Genomic DNA, 18,023 nt, shown 5'->3' with positions numbered 1-18,023 from the left:
TCAGGCTAATCACGGATTTAGGCCCGCTCTTTGAGCGGGCCATTTTTTTACCTGAAATCCGCCCAGAACAAATGAACTGACCGCGCCAGCTCAAGCTGCCGCGATCCTGTCCATATTATCAAGCCTCCGGAATTGCCGATGCCGCCGCCGCGTCTTCAATCTGCCAGCCACCACCCAGCGCCTTGAACAGGTTCACTTCGCTGATCAACTGATTACGCCGATCATTGACCAGCTGCTGCTGCGCGGAGAGAAGCTGCCTCTGTGCGTCGAGCAAGGTCAGGTGACTGTCCACGCCGGTCCGGTAACGTTGTTCAGCCACAGTGTAGTAACGCTCACTGACATCCAGCAGATTACGCTGCGCCTGCACCTGATCAGCATAGGTTTCATGGGCCGTCAGACCGTCTGCCACATCCCGGAACGCATCCTGGATCGTCTGCTCATATTCGGCCACTCGAATATCACGGGAGATCTCCGTGTAATCCAGGTTCGCCCGCAGCCGCCCGGCGTTGAAAATCGGGATGCTGATACTCGGCATGAAATTCCAGTAACCCGAGCCGCTGTCGAACAGCTCTGACAGGTCGTTGCTGGCACTACCCGCAGCACCCGTCAACCGGATGCTCGGGAAGAACGCCGCCCGCGCCGCGCCGATACTGGCATTCGCCGCCAGCAGCTGATGCTCGGCAGCAACGACATCCGGGCGCTTGAACAGCAGCTCGGATGGCAAGCCGACCGGCAGGTCAGCCAGCAGTCCCATCTCCAGTCCACCGCTTTCCACGTCATCCAGCGACACGTTCTGGCCGAGCAACTGGGTCAGGGCGTTGCGGTCCTGAGCCACCAGACGGCGATATTGCGCCTGCGCTGAGCGTGCGGTTTCCACCGCAGTGCGCGCCTGGGTCAGCTCCAGGGTCGAGGCAACACCCACATCGTAGCTGCGCTGCACCAGCGACAGACTGTCCTCATAGGCTTCCAGAGTCTGCGCTGTGACCGCGAGCAACTCGCGATCGGCCTGCCAGGTCAGATAGCTGTTGGCGACGCTGGCGATCAGGCTGATCTGCACACTGCGCTGGGTCGCTTCGCTGGCCAGGTATTCTTCCAGCGCCTGCGCGCTGAGACTGTTCAGTCGACCAAACAGATCCAGCTCCCAGGCCACACCCAAGGTTGCGGAATACTGGCCGCCAGTGGTTGCCTCGCCGGTGGGGCTGAGCCCCTCCGGTGTGCGCGTGCGGGTGCCACTGCCGTCAGCCGTTACATCCGGCAACAGCGCGGCGCGCTGGATACCGTACAGCGAGCGGTAGGCCTCCACATTCAGTGCAGCAATACGCAGATCCCTGTTGTTTGCCAAGGCAATACCGATCAGACGCTGCAACTGCGGATCCAGGAAAAAATCCTGCCAACCGAGGTTCATCGCCTGCGTTTCGGAGTTTTGCGTTGCGTAGGCTTCGTCCGTCGGCCAGACATCGGCTACCGGCGAAGCAGGTCGTTCATATTCGGGGATCATCGAGCAGCCGCTCAAGACCCCCAACACAGCCAGACACATCAAAGATCGTTTCACTGTGCTTCCTCCTTGTCATCGTAGCTGACCTTGCGAGAGAACAGCGAAGACACCATTACATAGAACAGCGGCACCCAGAAAATCACCAGCACCGTTGCCGTGAGCATACCGCCGACCACACCGGTACCGATCGCATGGGAACTGCCAGCGCCTGCACCACTGGCAATGGCCAACGGCACAACACCCAGAGTGAAGGCCAGCGAGGTCATAAGGATGGGGCGCAGGCGCATGCGACATGCTTCCACCGCCGCATCGAACAGCGACATACCCTGCTCATGCAGATCCTTGGCAAACTCGACGATCAGAATAGCGTTCTTCGCGGTCAAGCCGATGGTCGTCAGCAGGCCCACCTGGAAGAACACATCGTTATCCAGTCCGCGACCCATGGTCGCCAGCAGCGCACCAATCACACCCAGCGGTACCACGAGCATGACTGCGAATGGGATGGACCAGCTTTCATACAGCGCCGCCAGGCACAGGAACACCACCAGCAACGACAGCGCATACAAGGCCGGCGCCTGGTCTCCCGACATGCGTTCTTCATAGGACAGGCCTGTCCAGTCCACCCCAACCCCGGCCGGAAGCTGCTGGGCCAGACGTTCGATTTCCGCCATGGCATCCCCGGTACTGTAGCCCGGCGTAGCTTCACCCTGAATCTCCATGGCCAGCACGCCGTTGTAGCGGGCCAGCTTGGGCGGGCCATATATCCACTCGCCGGTGGCAAAAGCACTGAAAGGTACCATTTCGCCCTGGTTATTGCGCACGAACCACTTGTCCATGTCTTCAGGGTTCATCCGCGCTTCCGCTTCACCCTGCATGTACACCCGTTTCACCCGGCCACGATCAATGAAGTCGTTGACGTAGCTGGACCCCCAGGCAATCGACTGAGTGGCATTGACGTCACTGAGTGACACCCCGAGTACCTGAGCCTTTTCATCATCAATGATCAGCTTGTACTGCGGCTCGTCATTCAAACCGTTGGGCCTGACTGCGGTCAGGATATCACTCTGCGCAGCCATCCCCAGCAACTGGTTCCGCGCCTGCATCAGCGTATCGTGACCGAGCCCGGCATTGTCCTGCAGGAAGAAGTTGAAACCGGTGGCGTTACCCAACGCCATGACCGCCGGGGGCGCGAAGGCCATGACCGCAGCATCGCGGAAGCCGGCAAAGTGCTCCTCGGCCCGTTCAACCAGGCCGAATACGCTCATGCCTTCTTCGGTCCGCTCACTCCAGGGTTTGAGACCGACGAAGGCGATGGCGGCGTTCTGCCCGCGACCGGCGAAGCTGAAACCGGTTACAGTGAAGACCGACTGAACAATATCGCTCTCCTCGGTGAGCAGCTTTTCACGCATGGCGTCCACGGTCTTCTGCGTGCGCTCCATGGTCGAACCTGCTGGCCCCAATACCTGGACAAACATCACGCCCTGATCTTCATCCGGCAGGAATGAGCTGGGCAACTTGCCAAACAGCATCACCATGGCGCCGATGATCACAACATAGAGCAGCAGATAGGGCGCCTTGCGCTTGAGCACTGCGGCCACGCCTTTCTCGTAACGAGTGACACCACGCTCGAAGGTACGATTGAACCAGCCGAAAAAGCTGCGCTTCTCATGACTCTGGTCCTTGGGAATCGGTTTGAGGATGGTCGCGCACAATGCCGGCGTGAAGATCAGCGCCACCAGCACTGATAGCGTCATCGCCGACGCAATGGTGATGGCGAACTGACGATAGATCACCCCGGTGGAACCACCGAAGAAGGCCATGGGCACGAACACGGCGGACAATACCAGACCAATACCGATCAGCGCCCCCTGAATCTGGTCCATGGATTTGCGTGTCGCCTCAACGGGCGACAGGCCTTCCTCGGCCATGACTCGCTCGACGTTCTCCACCACCACGATCGCATCATCCACCAGCAGACCGATGGCCAGCACCATGGCGAACATGGTCAGGATATTGATACTGAATCCGAACAGCGACAGCACGCCAAAGGTGCCGAGCAGCACCACCGGCACCGCCAACGTCGGAATCAGCGTGGCACGGAAGTTCTGCAGGAACAGATACATCACCAGGAATACCAGCACGATGGCTTCCATCAGCGTGTGCACCACGCCGCTGATGGATTCGGATACCACCGGAGCGGTTTCGAACGGATAGACCACCTCGACGCCCTGCGGGAAGTAGGGCTGTAGGTCGGCGATGGTCTGTTTCACGGCCTTGGTGGTGTCCAGCGCGTTGGCGCCGGTGGCCAACTGGATCGCCATACCCGTGGCGGCCTGGCCGTTGTACAACGCTCGGAAGCTGGAATTCTGCGCGCCCAATTCAACCCGGGCCACGTCACCCAGGCGCACCTGCGAGCCATCGTTGTTGACCTTCATCAGGATGTCACGAAACTGCTCCGGCGTTTCGAAGCGGGTCTTGCCGATGATGGTGGCATTGAGTTGCTGGCCGGGCACGGCCGGCGCGCCCCCGAGCTGACCACCGGACACCTGAACGTTCTGCGCGGCAATGGCATTACGTACATCGACCGGTGTTAGCTGAAAGCGATTCAGTTTTTCCGGATCCAGCCAGATGCGCATGGAATACGCCGAGCCGAATACCTGAAAGTCACCCACCCCGCTGGTCCGCGAAATCGGGTCCTGAATCGTGGAAATAACGAAATCGGACAGATCCTCGTTATTCATGCTGCCATCGGCCGAAATCAGACCGACCACCATGAGGAAGTTGGATGAGGCCTTGGTGACGCGGATACCCTGCTGCTGCACTTCCTGCGGCAGCATCGGCGTAGCTAACTGCAGCTTGTTCTGCACCTGCACCTGAGCAATATCCGGGTCGACGCCCTGGTCGAAGGTGACAGTGATGCGCATGCTGCCATCAGAGCCGCTTTCGGACTTGATATAGCGCAACCCATCAATACCGTTGAGCTGCTGCTCGATCACCTGGGCGACCGTGTCCTGCACCGTCTGCGCCGAGGCCCCGGGATAGTTGACCGCAATATTGACGGCCGGCGGAGCGATGCTCGGATACTGGTTGACCGGCAGACCGAGAACGGCCAACCCGCCCATCAGCATGACCAGGATGGCCAGCACCCAGGCAAAGATCGGACGGTCGATGAAATAACGTGGCATGCGGAATTATCCTTCCTGTTCGGCAGTATTGACCGTACCGGCATTATCGACGTTGGCAGCAGGAACCGGCTCAACCGTCATTCCCGGCTGGACCATATGCAGCCCCTCGGTGATCAGGCGATCACCGACATTCAGTCCGCCACTGATCAACCAGCGATTACCGACGGTACGTTCGGTCTGGACGATGCGCCGCTCAACCTGATTGTCGGCATTCACCAGCATTGCCACCGCTTCCCCGCGCGGGTTACGCGTAACGCCCTGCTGCGGAGCCAGAATAGCCTCGCTGCGCTCACCGGAAACCAGCTGCGCATGTACGAACATGCCCGGCAGCAGAATACGATCAGGGTTCGGGAAGACGGCTCGCAGGGTCACCGAGCCAGTGCCGGAGTCAACCGACACTTCGGAAAACTCCAGCTCGCCTTCGTGTTCATATTCGGACCCGTCCTCGAGTCGCAAAGTCGCCTTGGCAGCATTGTCGCCTGCCCGCTCCAGCCGTCCGGCATCCAGATCCCGGCGCAGCGCCAGCAGGTCACGCGCCGGCTGGGTCACATCGACATAGATCGGGTCCAGTTGCTGAATGGTAGCCAGAGCCTGCACCTGACCGTTGCTGACCAAAGCCCCTTCGGTCACTGCAGAGCGACCGATACGCCCGGCGATCGGCGCTGACACACGGGTATAGCGCACATCGATCCGCGCCCGCTCCAATGCGGCATCAGCCTGCAACTTGGCTGCCCGCGCCTCGTCGTAGGCCTGCTGACTGACCGCCCGATCCTCTACCAGCACCTCATAACGCTCAGCGAGCGTATTAGTCGACAGCCGGGTGGCCTCGGCACTTTTCAGTGCGGCTTCATAGACTGCGGCATCAATCTGATACAACTGCTGACCCGCCTTGACCTCGCTGCCCTCGTCGAACAGGCGCTTCTGAATGATCCCGTTCACCTGCGGTCGCACTTCGGCCACCCGATAGGCCTTGGTGCGTCCCGGCAACTCGGAGGTCATCAGGAAGTTCTCGCTGGCGACGGTGACCACACCCACCTGCGGTACCTGATTTGCCTGGTCGGGCGGCGCTTCTGAATCACCGCAGGCGCTGAGTAATGCCGTTACGACGAACAAAGGGATCAGGGCAGCGCGAACTGACTTGACTGGCATGGGCGAGGCACCTCTTGAACAATAAATTGGGTCAGTGAGAGACGATAACGGAAACCGACTCATTTCGATGGACATAATAATACTTACATCCACGAATGTTTGTAAGTTGTTTTCACATTGGCTAACATCTTTTACGTTATCGATCTCGCCTATCAGCGGGCCCCGTTTGTCAAGAGCACCCGTAGTCAATCAGAGAAACCAATGGCCAGACGCACCAAGCAGGAAGCCCTGGAAACCCGCAATCAGATCATTGATGCGGCAGAGCTGTGTTTTTTCAATAAAGGCGTTTCGCACACCTCTCTGGCCGAGATAGCCAAAACGGCCGGAGTGACCCGCGGAGCGATCTATTGGCACTTCGAAAACAAGGGTGAAGTACTTGATGCACTATTGGTGCGTGCCAAGACACCCATTCAACACCTGGAAGAAGCCAGCCGCAACAGTGATGAACCCGATCCGCTCGGTCGCCTGCAGGCCATGATAGCCGAAGTATTCCGGCAAGCGGAACAAGACCCGGCCACCCGGCGCATCAACGAGATCGTCTTCCATAAATGCGAATATACCGATCAAATGTGCGATCTGCGTGAATATATGCGCCAGCTGCGCCTGCAGTCAGACAGCAAGCTGGAAAGCGCCTTGCGTAATGCCATTTCCAAGGACCAATTGCCCGCTCAACTGGATGTTTCCATGGCAGCTCATAGCTTGCATGCCTTTGTTATCGGCATGCTCGACATATGGCTGCTGCGCCCCGAGGATTTCTCCCTGGCCGAGCGAGCAGACCAGCTCGCCCAGACAGTTATCGATATGCTGCGAGGCAGTCCGGCGATGCGCTCAGCCTGAACCGCACTGGCCTCGATCAGCTCAGGCTGGAATAATATGGTCATGAACCAGCCAACCGATAATCAAGCTGTTGCCCTATGCCGTCTGGACGATATCCCCGACCCAGGCAGCAAGGGTCTTATCGTGCAGGGGCGGCAACTGTTTGCGGTGCGCCAGGGCCAACAGGTGTTCGTCTATGCCAACCGCTGCCCGCACCGTGGTATTCCGCTGGAGTGGGTGCCGGACCAGTTCCTCGACAGCTCCGGTCGGCTGATCCAATGTGCCAGCCATGGCGCCCTGTTCTTGCCTGAGTCCGGCGAGTGTGTGGCCGGTCCGTGCAGCGGTGCAAGTCTCACACCTATCGTCTGCCGCATTGCAGATGACCAGATCTGGCTGGCCTGACTGTCAGAGCTTTACCGGCAACTGCCCTGCCACTTCCAGCCCCAGCGGTGTCGGTTTGATCGACCACGCCAGCACCCGCACACCCGCTGCTGCAGCCTCGCGCAATAGTTGACCGTACACCGGGTCGATATGATCCGCCGGCCGCATGCTGCGGATGCCACTGTGCATGACACAGAACAGCAGACAGGCTTGCTGCCCCGACTGCGCCAGCAGCGTCAGCTCACGCAGGTGTTTCTGTCCACGCAGACTGACCGCGTCCGGAAATGCCCCTTCACCTTCTCCCAGTGCCAGGGTCACGCTCTTGACTTCCACCACGCAGCTGCCCGATTCGCCGGTGAGCAGAAAATCAAAACGACTGCCGCCCGGTGTCAGGGTTACCTCACGGCGGATAGCGGGATAGCCAGCCAAAGGGATAATCAGTCCTGCCTCCAGCGCCGCTGCAATCACACTGTTGGCCCGCGCGCTGTGGATACAGGCCAACTCTTCCGGCGCAGTTTCCACCAGTTCCCAGGTGCCCGGCAGCTTGCGCCCTGGCCGTTGCTGCAGAGTGACCCATACCTGACTGCCGGGCTCCCCGCAGTTTTGCATCGATCCGGTGTTGGGGCAGTGCAATGTCAGTTCGCGCCCATCATCCAGCCGGATATCCGCCAGAAAGCGCTTGTAACGCCGCACCAGCGTGCCGGCGATCAATTCCGGCTGGTAAGGGATCAGCATCCCGGCCAGCTTTGCAGGCCGCGCGCGATGCGCTCTACTGCCTGTTCGAGCCGTTCCAGGGAATTGGCATAGGCGAACCGCACATGCTCGGTCGCGCGGTGATGGCCAAAATCCAACCCCGGCGTGACAGCTACATGCTCGGTTTCGATCAGATGCTGACACAGCCGTTGACTGTCCGCGCCAAAGGCGCTGGCGTCCGCATACAGGTAGAAAGCGCCATCGGGCGTCTGCGGAATACCGAACCCCAACTCCCGCAGCGCTGGCAGCAGAAAGTCGCGACGGCGATGGAAAGCCTCGCGACGCGTCTCACAGATCGCCAGGCTTTCTTCACTGAAGGCCGCCAGCGCGGCTCGCTGTGACAGGTGGGGCGCGCAGATATACAGGTTCTGCGCCAGCTTCTCCAACTCCGGCACCGCTGCCTCGGGCGCAATCAACCAGCCCAGCCGCCAGCCGGTCATCCCGAAATATTTGGAGAAGCTGTTCAGTACCCAGGCATCAGGCGCCACCTCCAGCACCGACGTGGCATCGCAACCATAGGTCAGGCCGTGGTAGATCTCATCCACGATCAACTGTCCGCCCAGTCGCCGCGTCGTGTCCGCCAGCGATCTGAGCTGTTCCCGACTGAGCACACTGCCGGACGGATTGGCCGGCGAGGCGCACAGCACCGCCGCACTGTCCGCGTCCCAGTGTTGCTCAACCATCTCTGGCGTCAGCTGATAACTACTGTGCGCGTCGGTCGGAATCAGTGTCGCCCGTCCTTCGACCAGTCGCAGAAAATGCCGATTGCACGGGTAGGCCGGATCGGCCATCAATACCTTGGCACCGGGATCGACCAATAGCGCGCTGATCAGCAGTAATGCGCCAGAGCCGCCCGGGGTGATCACCACCCGCCGCGGGTCCAGGTTGATCCCGTAGCGCTGCCGATAGAAGCCAGCTACCGCCTCACGCAGCGCGGGCAGCCCCAACGCCGGAGTATAATCGGTATGCCCGGCAGCCAGCGCGGCTTGGCCGGCGCGCATGATCGGCTCCGGCGTACCGAAATCCGGCTCGCCGATTTCCATGTGGATGACGTCGCGGCCTTGGGCCTCAAGTGCCTTGGCCCGCTCCAGCACGGCCATGACATGGAAGGGCTCGATCTCGGCAATACGGCTTGCCCAGCGCTGCTTCAACATGACTACCTCCGCCGCACCCGCCGGCAAAAAACCGCCATCATACCCGCGTCATCGGCCCCATGCCAAAGCAGAGGCCATCGCGGAACATCGAAAACGAAATGCAACCAAAGGTCCCCAGCATTCTCTCATTTCACGCTATGCTGACGGCTCGATGTTTCGGAAATAATTTTACCGCGGCAAAAAGTAGCTTCGCAGATCGGGTTCTGGTAGTTTTGCCCGCTTGCAGGCCACAGGCCGCACCCCCGCCGGTCAGTAGTGGTGTCGACCTGGCACAGGATGATTGAGCTAAAAGTGAGGCTGTTCTCATGCCCAGCAATACCAAAGAAAAAAATGCAGTATTGATTCGCGGTTTCGTCCCGTACACGGAAGAAAAAGGCGAGGAGTACATGAACGAGCGCCAGCTCGAGCATTTCGCCAACATCCTCAATGGTTGGAAGCGTGAGTTGATGGAAGAAGTTGACCGTACCGTGACCTACATGCAGGACGAGGCTGCCAACTTCCCCGACCCGGCCGACCGCGCCAGTCAGGAAGAAGAATTCAGCCTTGAGCTGCGTACCCGCGATCGTGAGCGCAAACTGATCAAGAAGATCGATCAGACCTTGCAGCGCATCGAGGATGACGATTACGGCTTCTGTGACTCCTGCGGCGTTGAAATCGGCATTCGACGTCTCGAAGCTCGCCCCACGGCCACCCTTTGCATTGATTGCAAAACGCTGGCTGAAATCAAGGAAAAGCAGATCGGCGGCTGATCCACATCAGACCTGAGGGCAGACAGCAGCCGCACCGGCCTGTCTGCCGCAGATCGATCCATTCGCAAGACCGCGCTGCCATGCTCTCCTCCTACATCGGGCGTTTCGCCCCCACTCCCAGTGGTTATCTGCATTTCGGTTCGCTGCTGGCCGCCGTCGCCAGCTATCTGGACGCACGCCATCATCAAGGACAATGGCTGGTCCGCGTCGAGGACCTCGATACGCCACGTAACATTCCCGGCGCCATCGACCATATCTTGCATACCCTGGATGCCTACGGCCTGCATTGGGATGGCGAGGTCGTGTGCCAGAGCGATCGTGTTGATCTCTATCAGCAGGTAATCGATTGCTGGCTGCAGAGCGGTCAGGCTTACCATTGCGACTGCTCACGCCAGAGCATCGTCGCCCATGGTGGAGTCTATCCGGGCACCTGCCGGGCGCGGGGCCTGCCGGCTGCCACGAATCATGCGGTACGTGTGCGAGTCAGCGACCAGACCATGGTGTTCCAGGATCGCCTGCAAGGTGAGTTCAGCCAACAACCCGCCGCCACCTCGGGGGATTTCATCATTCGTCGGCGTGACGGCATCATCGCCTATCAATTGGCGGTAGTGATCGATGATATTGCCCAGGGCGTGACCGATATCGTGCGCGGCGCAGATCTGCTGGACTCCACGCCCCGACAGTTATGGTTATACCAGCTGCTTCAACAGCCAGCACCGCATTATCTGCATGTGCCCCTGGTGATGTGTCATGATGGCGAAAAACTCAGCAAACGCCTCGGATCGGCGCCGCTGGAGCCTCGACAGGCCACCGCCACCCTGCACCGTGCACTCAGCGTACTGGCGCAGAATCCGCCGGCGCAACTGAGTATCGCGCCCGTCAGCGAACAACTCGACTGGGCCGTGACACATTGGCAACCAGACCGGCTGCCGGCAAAACGGCAGATACTCGACCCAACAGCCCCCATACCCCCAGCGTGACAACCCAGCCGCGCATGATTACCATCGCTGCACTGCTCAAGGGTATTTTCCATGTATATCTACCGCCTGGTATTGTTGCTGGTCATCGGCATCTACCTGTTCTCTCCGGCCATCATGGACTGGTGGATCGAGCCCATGGGCGCCTGGTATCGCCCCTACGTGCTGTGGCTGATCCTGATCATTGCCGGCATGCTGCTGCAAAGCCCCAAGGACACCGATGAGCTTTGAACTGAGTCTGCTGATACTGCTCAGCGTCGCCTATCTGATAATCCTGTTCAGCGTGGCCTGGGCCACCGAGCGCGGATGGGTGCCCGCCTCACTGGTGCGCCACCCAGCGGTCTATACCTTGTCGATCGGGGTGTATGCCAGTGCCTGGGCTTTCTATGGCACAGTCGGCCTGGCCTATCAGTATGGTTACGGGTTTCTCACCTATTATCTCGGCGTCTGCGGCGCTTTTCTGCTGGCACCAGTGCTGCTCAATCCCATCTTGCGAATAACCCGCACCTACCAGCTTTCATCCCTGGCGGATCTGTTCGCGTTTCGCTTCCGCAGCACCTGGGCCGGCACCCTGACCACCGTCTTCATGCTGCTGAGCATGTTGCCGCTGCTGGCGCTGCAGATTCAGGCGGTGGCCGACTCGGTACAGATACTGACCCACGACCCGCGCCAGCGACCGGTGGCGCTGGGCTTCTGCCTGCTGATCATTCTGTTTGCCATTCTGTTCGGCGCCCGCCATATCTCGGCCCGGGAAAAGCACGAAGGACTGGTATTTGCCATTGCCTTCGAATCGGTGGTCAAGCTGGTGTGCCTGTCGGCGGTCGGTCTGTACGCCCTGTTCGTGGTGTTTGAAGGCCCAGCCGGCCTGGAGCTGTGGCTCAGTCATAATCAGGAGGCCCTGAAAACGCTGCACAGCCCCCTGCAGGAAGGCCCATGGCGAACCCTGTTGCTGGTGTTCTTTGCCGCAGCGATCGTCATGCCGCACATGTACCACATGGCATTCACCGAAAACCTGAACCCCAGAGCCTTGAGCTCGGCCAGTTGGGGTCTACCTTTGTTCCTGCTGCTCATGAGCCTGGCGGTACCCCCAATTCTCTGGGCCGGGCTGTACCTCAATGTGCCGACCAACGCCGAATACTACACATTGGGGCTCGGCGTAGCCGCGGGTGCCGACTGGCTGACGCTGGTGGCCTTCATCGGCGGTATTTCCGCCGCCAGCGGGCTGATCATCGTGGTCACGCTGGCGCTGTCCGGCATGGTACTCAACCATATGGTGCTGCCGGTCTATCAACCGAGTGCCGACAACAACATCTACCGCTGGCTGTTATGGACACGACGCGGCCTGATCGCCGCCATCATCATGGCCAGTTACGGCTTCTATCGGCTGCTGGGTACCGACCAACACCTGTCCAACCTGGGTATCACCTCTTTCGTCGCCACCGTGCAGTTCCTGCCCGGCGCCCTGTCAGTACTGTATTGGCAGCAGGCCAACCATCGCGGCTTCATCGGCGGTCTGATCGCCGGCATGATCATATGGACGCTGACCCTGCTGTTGCCGATGATTACCGGCATCGACACTCTGCACATAGCGGAAATGCAACTCACGCTGGATGCCGAGTCCTGGCACATTTCCGCCATCGCCTCGCTGACCACCAATATCGTGGTCTTCACACTGATCTCGCTGTTTACCCAGCGCCCAACCGATGAGATCAGCGCAGCGGAAGCCTGTCTGGTGGACAATGTCAGACGTCCGCAACGTATGGAGCTGGTCGCCGGCTCACCTCAGGAGTTCGCTCAGCAGCTGGCCAAGCCGCTGGGCAACAAGGCCGCACAGCAGGAAGTCGAGCAGGCGCTGCGCGATCTCAAGCTGCGCTTTGACGAGCGTCGGCCCTACGCCCTGCGGCGTCTGCGCGACCGTCTGGAAGCCAACCTTTCGGGACTGATGGGGCCCGCGGTGGCGCAGGAGATGATCGAAACCTTTCTGCCCTTCAAGCTGGCCCGTAACGGATACGTCACTGAAGACATCCACTTCATCGAGAACCGCCTGGAAGACTATCACTCACGACTGACCGGTCTGGCTGCGGAACTCGATGCACTGCGTCGCTATCATCGTCAGACCCTGCAGGATCTGCCGATGGGCATATGTTCGCTGGCCGAGGACAAGGAAGTGCTGATGTGGAACCGCGCCTTGCAGGAGCTGACCGGCATCGCCGCTGACAGCGTAATCGGCTCCCGGCTGGAAAATCTGCCAGCCCCGTGGAATGATCTGCTGGAACGCTTTGTCAGCGATGAGTCGGCGCATCTGCACAAGCAGAAGCTGCTCAACAACGGGCAGACCCAGTGGTTGAGCCTGCACAAGGCTGCGATCGACGAGCCGGGCAATGCCCGTGGCGGCCTGGTGCTGCTGATCGAGGATCAGACCGAAACCCAGATGCTCGAAGACGAGCTGATTCACTCCGAGCGCCTGGCCTCCATCGGTCGGTTAGCCGCCGGGGTAGCGCACGAGATTGGCAACCCCATCACCGGCATCGCCTGTCTGGCACAGAATCTGCGCGAAGAGTCCGACCAGTCCGAAACACTGGAAGCAGCCGAACAGATACTTGACCAGACTCGTCGGGTATCGCGCATCGTCCAGTCCATGGTCAATTTTGCCCACGTCGGCAGCCGTCACAACAATACCAATGATGAGGTGGATCTGGAGGCTTGCACCAACGAAGCCATCCACCTTCTGTCATTGAACCGCAAGGGACCCGAGGTCAACTATGTTAACCTGTGCGATACCGCGCACCGGGTAGCCGGCGATAGCCAGCGCCTGGTGCAGGTCCTGATCAACCTGCTGGACAACGCCCGCGATGCCAGCCGCAGCGGTGACAGCGTGATGATCCGCACGGTGCAGGATGAACATCAGATCCTGTTGATGGTGGATGATCAGGGCAGCGGTATCGAACGCGAACTCAAGGACCGCCTGTTCGAACCCTTCTTCACGACCAAGGAACCGGGAGCGGGAACCGGTCTCGGTCTGGCACTGGTCTACTCGATTATCGAGGAGCATTATGGTCAGATAACGGTAGACAGCCCCATTGATGAAGCAACACAGCGGGGAACCCGATTCACCGTCACTCTTCCCCGCTATGGCGTCTTTAGTTCCGGTACCGCCTGATTGTCACAGGTGGTAACCGCAAGAGGTAGATATGTCGCATATTCTGGTTGTTGAAGACGAACCCATCATTCGCACCGCCTTACGGCGATTGCTGGAGCGCCACCAATATCAGGTGAGTGAAGCCGGCGCCGTCCACGAAGCTGTCGAGAATTACAATCTGGATGAGTTTGCGCTGATCATCAGTGACCTGCGCCTGCCTGGTGAGCCCGGTACCGAGCTGATTCGTCGTGCGCCTGACACCCCCGTACTGATCATGACCAGCTATGCCAGCCTGCGCTCGGCCGTGGACTCGATGAAGCTCGGAGCGGTGGATTATATCGCCAAGCCCTTCGACCATGAGGAAATGCTGCAGACTGTGGCCCGCATCATAGAAGCCAGTCAGCAAACCCGCATTGCGACCACTGAAACCGCGCCGGCAGCTATCCCTGCGGCCGAAGCCGAGACTCAGGAAATGGGCATCATCGGTGCCAGCCCGGCCATGCTGACGCTGTTCAAGCGTATCCGCAAAGTGGCGCCAACCATGTCTACCGTACTGATTCAGGGCGAATCCGGTACCGGCAAGGAACTGGTGGCCCGGGCGCTGCACGAAAACTCGCCGCGGGCCCGCGCCCCGATGATCTCCGTCAACTGCGCGGCCATCCCCGAAACCCTGATCGAGTCCGAACTGTTCGGGCATGAAAAAGGCGCCTTCACCGGTGCCGTGGCCGGCCGCACCGGCCTGGTCGAGGCCGCAAATGGCGGCACCCTGTTTCTTGATGAAATCGGTGAGCTGCCGCTGGAAGCCCAGGCTCGCCTGTTGCGCGTGCTGCAGGAAAGCGAGATCCGCCGGGTCGGTTCCGTTCAGTCGCAGAAGGTGGATGTGCGACTGGTGGCAGCCACCCACCGCGACCTCAAGACTCTGGCACGCCAGGGTCTGTTCCGTGAGGATCTGTACTATCGTCTCAACGTGATCGAGCTGCGCTTGCCGCCCCTGCGCGAACGCGGGGACGACGTGATGCTCATCGCCGAGGCACTGCTGGCCCGTATCGGCCGCAACATGGCCACCCCCACCTTGCATTTCAACAAGGAAGCGATCGACTCGATCCGCCATTACCAGTGGCCCGGCAACGTGCGCGAACTGGAGAATGCCATCGAGCGCGCGGCGATCCTGTGTGATGAAGATGAGATATCCACCGATCTGCTGGGCATCGAACCGGATATCGAACAGGAGCGCACTTCACAGGCCACCACGGCGCTGGAGTCCATGCGCTCCCCCAGCACCAGCAATACCGAGCCCGCAGAGGACCTGTCGCTGGAAGATTATTTCCAGCACTTCGTACTCGAGCATCAGGAACACATGACCGAAACCGAGCTGGCGTACAAGCTGGGCATCAGTCGTAAATGCCTGTGGGAGCGGCGCCAGCGCCTGGGTATTCCGCGCAAGAAGACCGCCAATTCCTGAATAGTGCAGCTTGATCTCCAAACGGAGGATGCCGACCAAGCAAGAAGTGTTACCTGTTACCTTCCCGAACTGTTACCCCTGCCCCGCAAGGGGTAACACTTTAACGGGGTATACGGTAACGAACCCCTCCCCGATTCTTTCTCTCACTCAGCCAGATAACACTAACCCCTTGTTTTATAAAGACATTGAAAAGCTGGCACGGCAAATGCTTTATTACTGACAGAACAAAAATAAAAACCGGAAACACCCGATAATAAAAACAAGACTCAGCTCCACACCTAACAACAACAAGACGTGCGAGTGCAGCAAACTGATTTTTTTGGAGAGTGGGAACCACAGCAGGCGAACAGGACGTTCGATTGGAAACCGAGAAGAATAAAAGTTGCCCGAGCAACCTACCGGTCCCGATGCCGATACTGGCCACAGCTGCTTCCCAAGCGTCCAAAGCAATCCGCTTGCTTTAGGCAACCCGGGACGGGTTTAACGGGGTGACACTGTCACCCAGCCCAAAAGAACAAGAAACAGCTCAGAAAACAACAATAAAAAACCATTAGGGGGAGTGAACACTCCCCTTGAGCTTTTCCTCCTCAAATTATCTGCAATCTCACCTCCGCTACAAATTCCCCGTCATTCGAGCTAGAATGGCTGCCTGTTGATACAGGCAACACTGTATTCGAACCCGAACTTCCGTCTATCCAGTGCTTTGCCCATGACATTCATGTTAACTTCGGCTTTTTGAAGCCTCTGTAAAATGCAAGCAGCCAGGGACATCCGGCGCCACCGTTTTTCACAGGATTCGAGGTCAGGGTTGGATACGCCGGTGGACTCCCCGCTCATATGATTCGCAAGCTACTGAAAAAGATTCCTTCTCCTTTCGGGCGACCCGCCCATAGGCGCACCACGCCTGCCATAATTCCGCCCAGCCAGCATGCGCTGCAACGCCGACAGATCAGCCGTAACGCGGTGAATGTGGTTGAGCGTCTGCAGCAGGCAGGCTATCAGGCCTTTGCCGTCGGCGGCTGCGTTCGCGATCTGCTGCTGGATATGGACCCCAAGGATTATGACGTGGCTACCAGCGCCACGCCGGAACAGGTTCGTGCCACTTTCCGCAACTGCCGCCTGATTGGCCGCCGTTTCAAGCTCGCCCATGTGCATTTCGGGCGCGAGATCATCGAGGTCGCGACATTCCGTGCCGGCCACGCCGATGAGGATGACAGCGACCTGGGTCGGGAACAGTCGTTGCAGAGCGAATCCGGACGACTGTTGCGAGACAACGTCTACGGCACCCTGGAACAGGACGCCCAACGCCGCGACTTCACCATCAATGCTCTCTACTACGACCCGTGCACCGGCAATATCCATGATTACGCCAACGGCCTGCAGGATATTCGCAATGCTCGGGTGCGTCTGATTGGCGATCCGGTACAACGCTACCAGGAAGACCCGGTACGCATGTTGCGCGCAGTACGCTTTGCCGCCAAGCTGGATTTCGAGATCGAACCGCATAGCGCGGCGCCGATCCCCGAGCTGGCCGAGCTGCTGTACGATATTCCTGCTGCGCGACTGTTCGACGAGATCCTCAAGCTGTTGCTCAGCGGCCAAGGCGAACGCACCTTTGATCTGCTGTTGGACTATGACCTGTTCGCCCCGCTATTCCCCGATACCGATGAAGCCATCGAGGATAATCCCGGTTATACCCTGAAGCTGATTCGCCAGGCGCTGCGCAACACCGACGATCGTATTCACCAAGGGCGCCCGGTAACACCGGCCTTTCTGTTTGCCGCACTGCTCTGGCCAGCTCTGCCCCAACGTACCCGCGAACTTGAAGCCCAGGGCATCCCGCTGATTCCTGCACAGCAGCAAGCCGCCCAGGAGCTGCTTGCCGAGCAATGCCGGCACACTGCCATTCCCAAGCGCTTCAGCTTTCCCCTGCGGGAGATCTGGGACATGCAGCCACGCCTGGAGCGACGCAATGGCCGCCGCGCCGACCAATTGCTGGAACATCCGCGCTTCCGTGCCGCCTACGACTTTCTGCTGCTGCGCGAAGAGGCCGGCGAAGAAACCGGCGGCCTGGGCCAGTGGTGGACGCGTTATCAGGACGTCAGCGCCGATGAACGCCGCCGCATGATCCAGCAATTGAGTGGTGAGCCAGCGGCCAAGCGCTCGCGCAATCGCCGCAAGCGTAAACCATCTGGCAGGCCAGATAATTGATGCAACGCTGCTTCATCGCTCTGGGCAGCAATCAGGCCGACCCCGCTGCGCAGGTAACCGGTGCTTTCGCCGAACTGCAAAAGCTGCCGCAGTCCCACCTGCTGGCACGCTCTGCGCTGTATCGCAGCATGCCACTCGGCCCCCAGGACCAACCGGCCTTCATCAATGCCGTGGCCATGCTCGACACCGCCCTGCAGCCCGAGGCATTACTGGACGCCCTGCAGGATATCGAAAAACGCAGCGGCCGAGTGCGCAAGGCGGAACGCTGGGGGCCGCGCATACTGGATCTGGATCTGCTGCTGTATGGTGACAGTCTCATTGATACGCCACGCCTGCAGATTCCGCATTATCATATGCACGCCCGTTCCTTTGTGCTCTATCCACTGGCAGAATTGGCAGCGGATCTGACCATGCCGGATGGCACACCCCTGCAACAATTGCTGGATGCCTGCCCGCCAACGGATCTGGAGCGCCTGCTCGGCGCCGCTTTAGGTTGAAAGATGTATTTTCTGGAGCACCATCGTTCAAGTCAGGAAGACTATACTGCTGAGG

The 18,023-nt window shown here is 59.5% G+C and carries 15 protein-coding genes; 9 read left to right on the top strand and 6 right to left on the bottom strand.

Annotation, left to right across the window (positions count from 1 at the left end):
• Window positions 1–118: 118 nt before the first annotated feature.
• The 3 genes from BLU11_RS00405 to BLU11_RS00395 are packed head-to-tail and all read right to left on the bottom strand — an operon-like array spanning window position 119 to window position 5,829.
• Entirely contained in the window at window positions 119–1,552 is a 1,434-nt protein-coding gene (locus tag BLU11_RS00405; protein ID WP_090271528.1) for an efflux transporter outer membrane subunit, read from the bottom strand.
• On the bottom strand, window positions 1,549–4,680 hold the full coding sequence (locus tag BLU11_RS00400) for an efflux RND transporter permease subunit (RefSeq protein ID WP_090271527.1): 3,132 nt from the start codon (window positions 4,678–4,680) through the stop codon (window positions 1,549–1,551). The genes BLU11_RS00405 and BLU11_RS00400 overlap by 4 nt, the downstream gene beginning before the upstream one ends.
• A gap of 6 nt (window positions 4,681–4,686) precedes the next feature.
• A complete protein-coding gene (locus BLU11_RS00395) occupies window positions 4,687–5,829 on the bottom strand; it encodes an efflux RND transporter periplasmic adaptor subunit (RefSeq protein WP_090271526.1) in 1,143 nt (380 codons plus the stop codon).
• Between the two features lie 201 nt (window positions 5,830–6,030).
• On the opposite strand from BLU11_RS00395, the gene BLU11_RS00390 reads away from it, so the two are divergent.
• On the top strand, window positions 6,031–6,666 hold the full coding sequence (locus BLU11_RS00390; protein WP_090271525.1) for a TetR family transcriptional regulator: 636 nt from the start codon (window positions 6,031–6,033) through the stop codon (window positions 6,664–6,666).
• Window positions 6,667–6,708: 42 nt separating this feature from the next.
• A complete protein-coding gene (locus BLU11_RS00385; protein WP_090276096.1) occupies window positions 6,709–7,047 on the top strand; it encodes a Rieske (2Fe-2S) protein in 339 nt (112 codons plus the stop codon).
• A gap of 3 nt (window positions 7,048–7,050) precedes the next feature.
• Here BLU11_RS00385 and sfsA read toward each other — a convergent pair whose 3' ends face one another.
• The 3 genes from sfsA to BLU11_RS19460 form a co-directional block, all read right to left on the bottom strand.
• Entirely contained in the window at window positions 7,051–7,755 is a 705-nt protein-coding gene (sfsA, locus tag BLU11_RS00380; protein ID WP_407920236.1) for a DNA/RNA nuclease SfsA, read from the bottom strand.
• Window positions 7,755–8,933, bottom strand: coding sequence for a pyridoxal phosphate-dependent aminotransferase (locus BLU11_RS00375; protein WP_407920220.1), 1,179 nt, complete (start codon window positions 8,931–8,933; stop codon window positions 7,755–7,757). Before BLU11_RS00375 ends, sfsA begins: the two co-directional genes overlap by 1 nt.
• A gap of 125 nt (window positions 8,934–9,058) precedes the next feature.
• The gene (locus BLU11_RS19460) at window positions 9,059–9,343 is read right to left on the bottom strand and encodes a hypothetical protein (RefSeq protein WP_231702353.1); all 285 of its coding nucleotides are present in this window, start codon (window positions 9,341–9,343) and stop codon (window positions 9,059–9,061) included.
• Between BLU11_RS19460 and dksA the strand changes: the two genes are divergently transcribed.
• The 7 genes from dksA to folK all read left to right on the top strand — a co-directional run bounded on the left by dksA (window position 9,239) and on the right by folK (window position 17,968).
• Window positions 9,239–9,682 carry an RNA polymerase-binding protein DksA gene (gene dksA, locus BLU11_RS00370; protein WP_090271523.1) on the top strand — a complete coding sequence of 148 codons (444 nt, stop codon included), beginning with the start codon at window positions 9,239–9,241 and terminating at the stop codon, window positions 9,680–9,682. The genes BLU11_RS19460 and dksA overlap by 105 nt on opposite strands.
• A gap of 80 nt (window positions 9,683–9,762) precedes the next feature.
• A complete protein-coding gene (gluQRS, locus tag BLU11_RS00365) occupies window positions 9,763–10,662 on the top strand; it encodes a tRNA glutamyl-Q(34) synthetase GluQRS (protein ID WP_090271522.1) in 900 nt (299 codons plus the stop codon).
• A 51-nt stretch (window positions 10,663–10,713) separates the two neighbouring features.
• The gene (locus tag BLU11_RS00360) at window positions 10,714–10,890 is read left to right on the top strand and encodes a hypothetical protein (protein ID WP_090271521.1); all 177 of its coding nucleotides are present in this window, start codon (window positions 10,714–10,716) and stop codon (window positions 10,888–10,890) included.
• A complete protein-coding gene (locus tag BLU11_RS00355; RefSeq protein ID WP_090271520.1) occupies window positions 10,880–13,819 on the top strand; it encodes a sensor histidine kinase in 2,940 nt (979 codons plus the stop codon). Before BLU11_RS00360 ends, BLU11_RS00355 begins: the two co-directional genes overlap by 11 nt.
• Before the next feature lie 31 nt (window positions 13,820–13,850).
• Window positions 13,851–15,260, top strand: coding sequence for a sigma-54-dependent transcriptional regulator (locus BLU11_RS00350; protein ID WP_090271519.1), 1,410 nt, complete (start codon window positions 13,851–13,853; stop codon window positions 15,258–15,260).
• A gap of 837 nt (window positions 15,261–16,097) precedes the next feature.
• Complete coding sequence (locus tag BLU11_RS00340) at window positions 16,098–17,471, top strand: polynucleotide adenylyltransferase PcnB (protein ID WP_090271517.1); 1,374 nt, start codon at window positions 16,098–16,100, stop codon at window positions 17,469–17,471.
• On the top strand, window positions 17,471–17,968 hold the full coding sequence (folK, locus tag BLU11_RS00335) for a 2-amino-4-hydroxy-6-hydroxymethyldihydropteridine diphosphokinase (RefSeq protein ID WP_172828651.1): 498 nt from the start codon (window positions 17,471–17,473) through the stop codon (window positions 17,966–17,968). The genes BLU11_RS00340 and folK overlap by 1 nt, the downstream gene beginning before the upstream one ends.
• The last annotated feature ends 55 nt before the right edge of the window (window positions 17,969–18,023 follow it).

It is taken from the genome of Halopseudomonas litoralis (genome assembly GCF_900105005.1).
In the GTDB taxonomy this organism is placed as follows: Bacteria; Pseudomonadota; Gammaproteobacteria; order Pseudomonadales; family Pseudomonadaceae; genus Halopseudomonas; species Halopseudomonas litoralis.
This window is presented reverse-complemented; position numbering and strand designations above follow the sequence as displayed.

What these genes read in the sequence shown, in the direction of transcription:
- BLU11_RS00375 (WP_407920220.1), bottom strand. Translation starts at nt 8,933, where the DNA reads ATGTTGAAGCAGCGCTGGGCAAGCCGTATTGCCGAGATCGAGCCCTTC.
- BLU11_RS00350 (WP_090271519.1), top strand. Translation starts at nt 13,851, where the DNA reads ATGTCGCATATTCTGGTTGTTGAAGACGAACCCATCATTCGCACCGCC.
- BLU11_RS00390 (WP_090271525.1), top strand. Translation starts at nt 6,031, where the DNA reads ATGGCCAGACGCACCAAGCAGGAAGCCCTGGAAACCCGCAATCAGATC.
- BLU11_RS00395 (WP_090271526.1), bottom strand. Translation starts at nt 5,829, where the DNA reads ATGCCAGTCAAGTCAGTTCGCGCTGCCCTGATCCCTTTGTTCGTCGTA.
- folK (WP_172828651.1), top strand. Translation starts at nt 17,471, where the DNA reads ATGCAACGCTGCTTCATCGCTCTGGGCAGCAATCAGGCCGACCCCGCT.
- gluQRS (WP_090271522.1), top strand. Translation starts at nt 9,763, where the DNA reads ATGCTCTCCTCCTACATCGGGCGTTTCGCCCCCACTCCCAGTGGTTAT.
- BLU11_RS19460 (WP_231702353.1), bottom strand. Translation starts at nt 9,343, where the DNA reads ATGCTCGAGCTGGCGCTCGTTCATGTACTCCTCGCCTTTTTCTTCCGT.
- BLU11_RS00355 (WP_090271520.1), top strand. Translation starts at nt 10,880, where the DNA reads ATGAGCTTTGAACTGAGTCTGCTGATACTGCTCAGCGTCGCCTATCTG.
- dksA (WP_090271523.1), top strand. Translation starts at nt 9,239, where the DNA reads ATGCCCAGCAATACCAAAGAAAAAAATGCAGTATTGATTCGCGGTTTC.
- BLU11_RS00400 (WP_090271527.1), bottom strand. Translation starts at nt 4,680, where the DNA reads ATGCCACGTTATTTCATCGACCGTCCGATCTTTGCCTGGGTGCTGGCC.
- BLU11_RS00340 (WP_090271517.1), top strand. Translation starts at nt 16,098, where the DNA reads ATGATTCGCAAGCTACTGAAAAAGATTCCTTCTCCTTTCGGGCGACCC.
- BLU11_RS00360 (WP_090271521.1), top strand. Translation starts at nt 10,714, where the DNA reads ATGTATATCTACCGCCTGGTATTGTTGCTGGTCATCGGCATCTACCTG.
- BLU11_RS00385 (WP_090276096.1), top strand. Translation starts at nt 6,709, where the DNA reads ATGAACCAGCCAACCGATAATCAAGCTGTTGCCCTATGCCGTCTGGAC.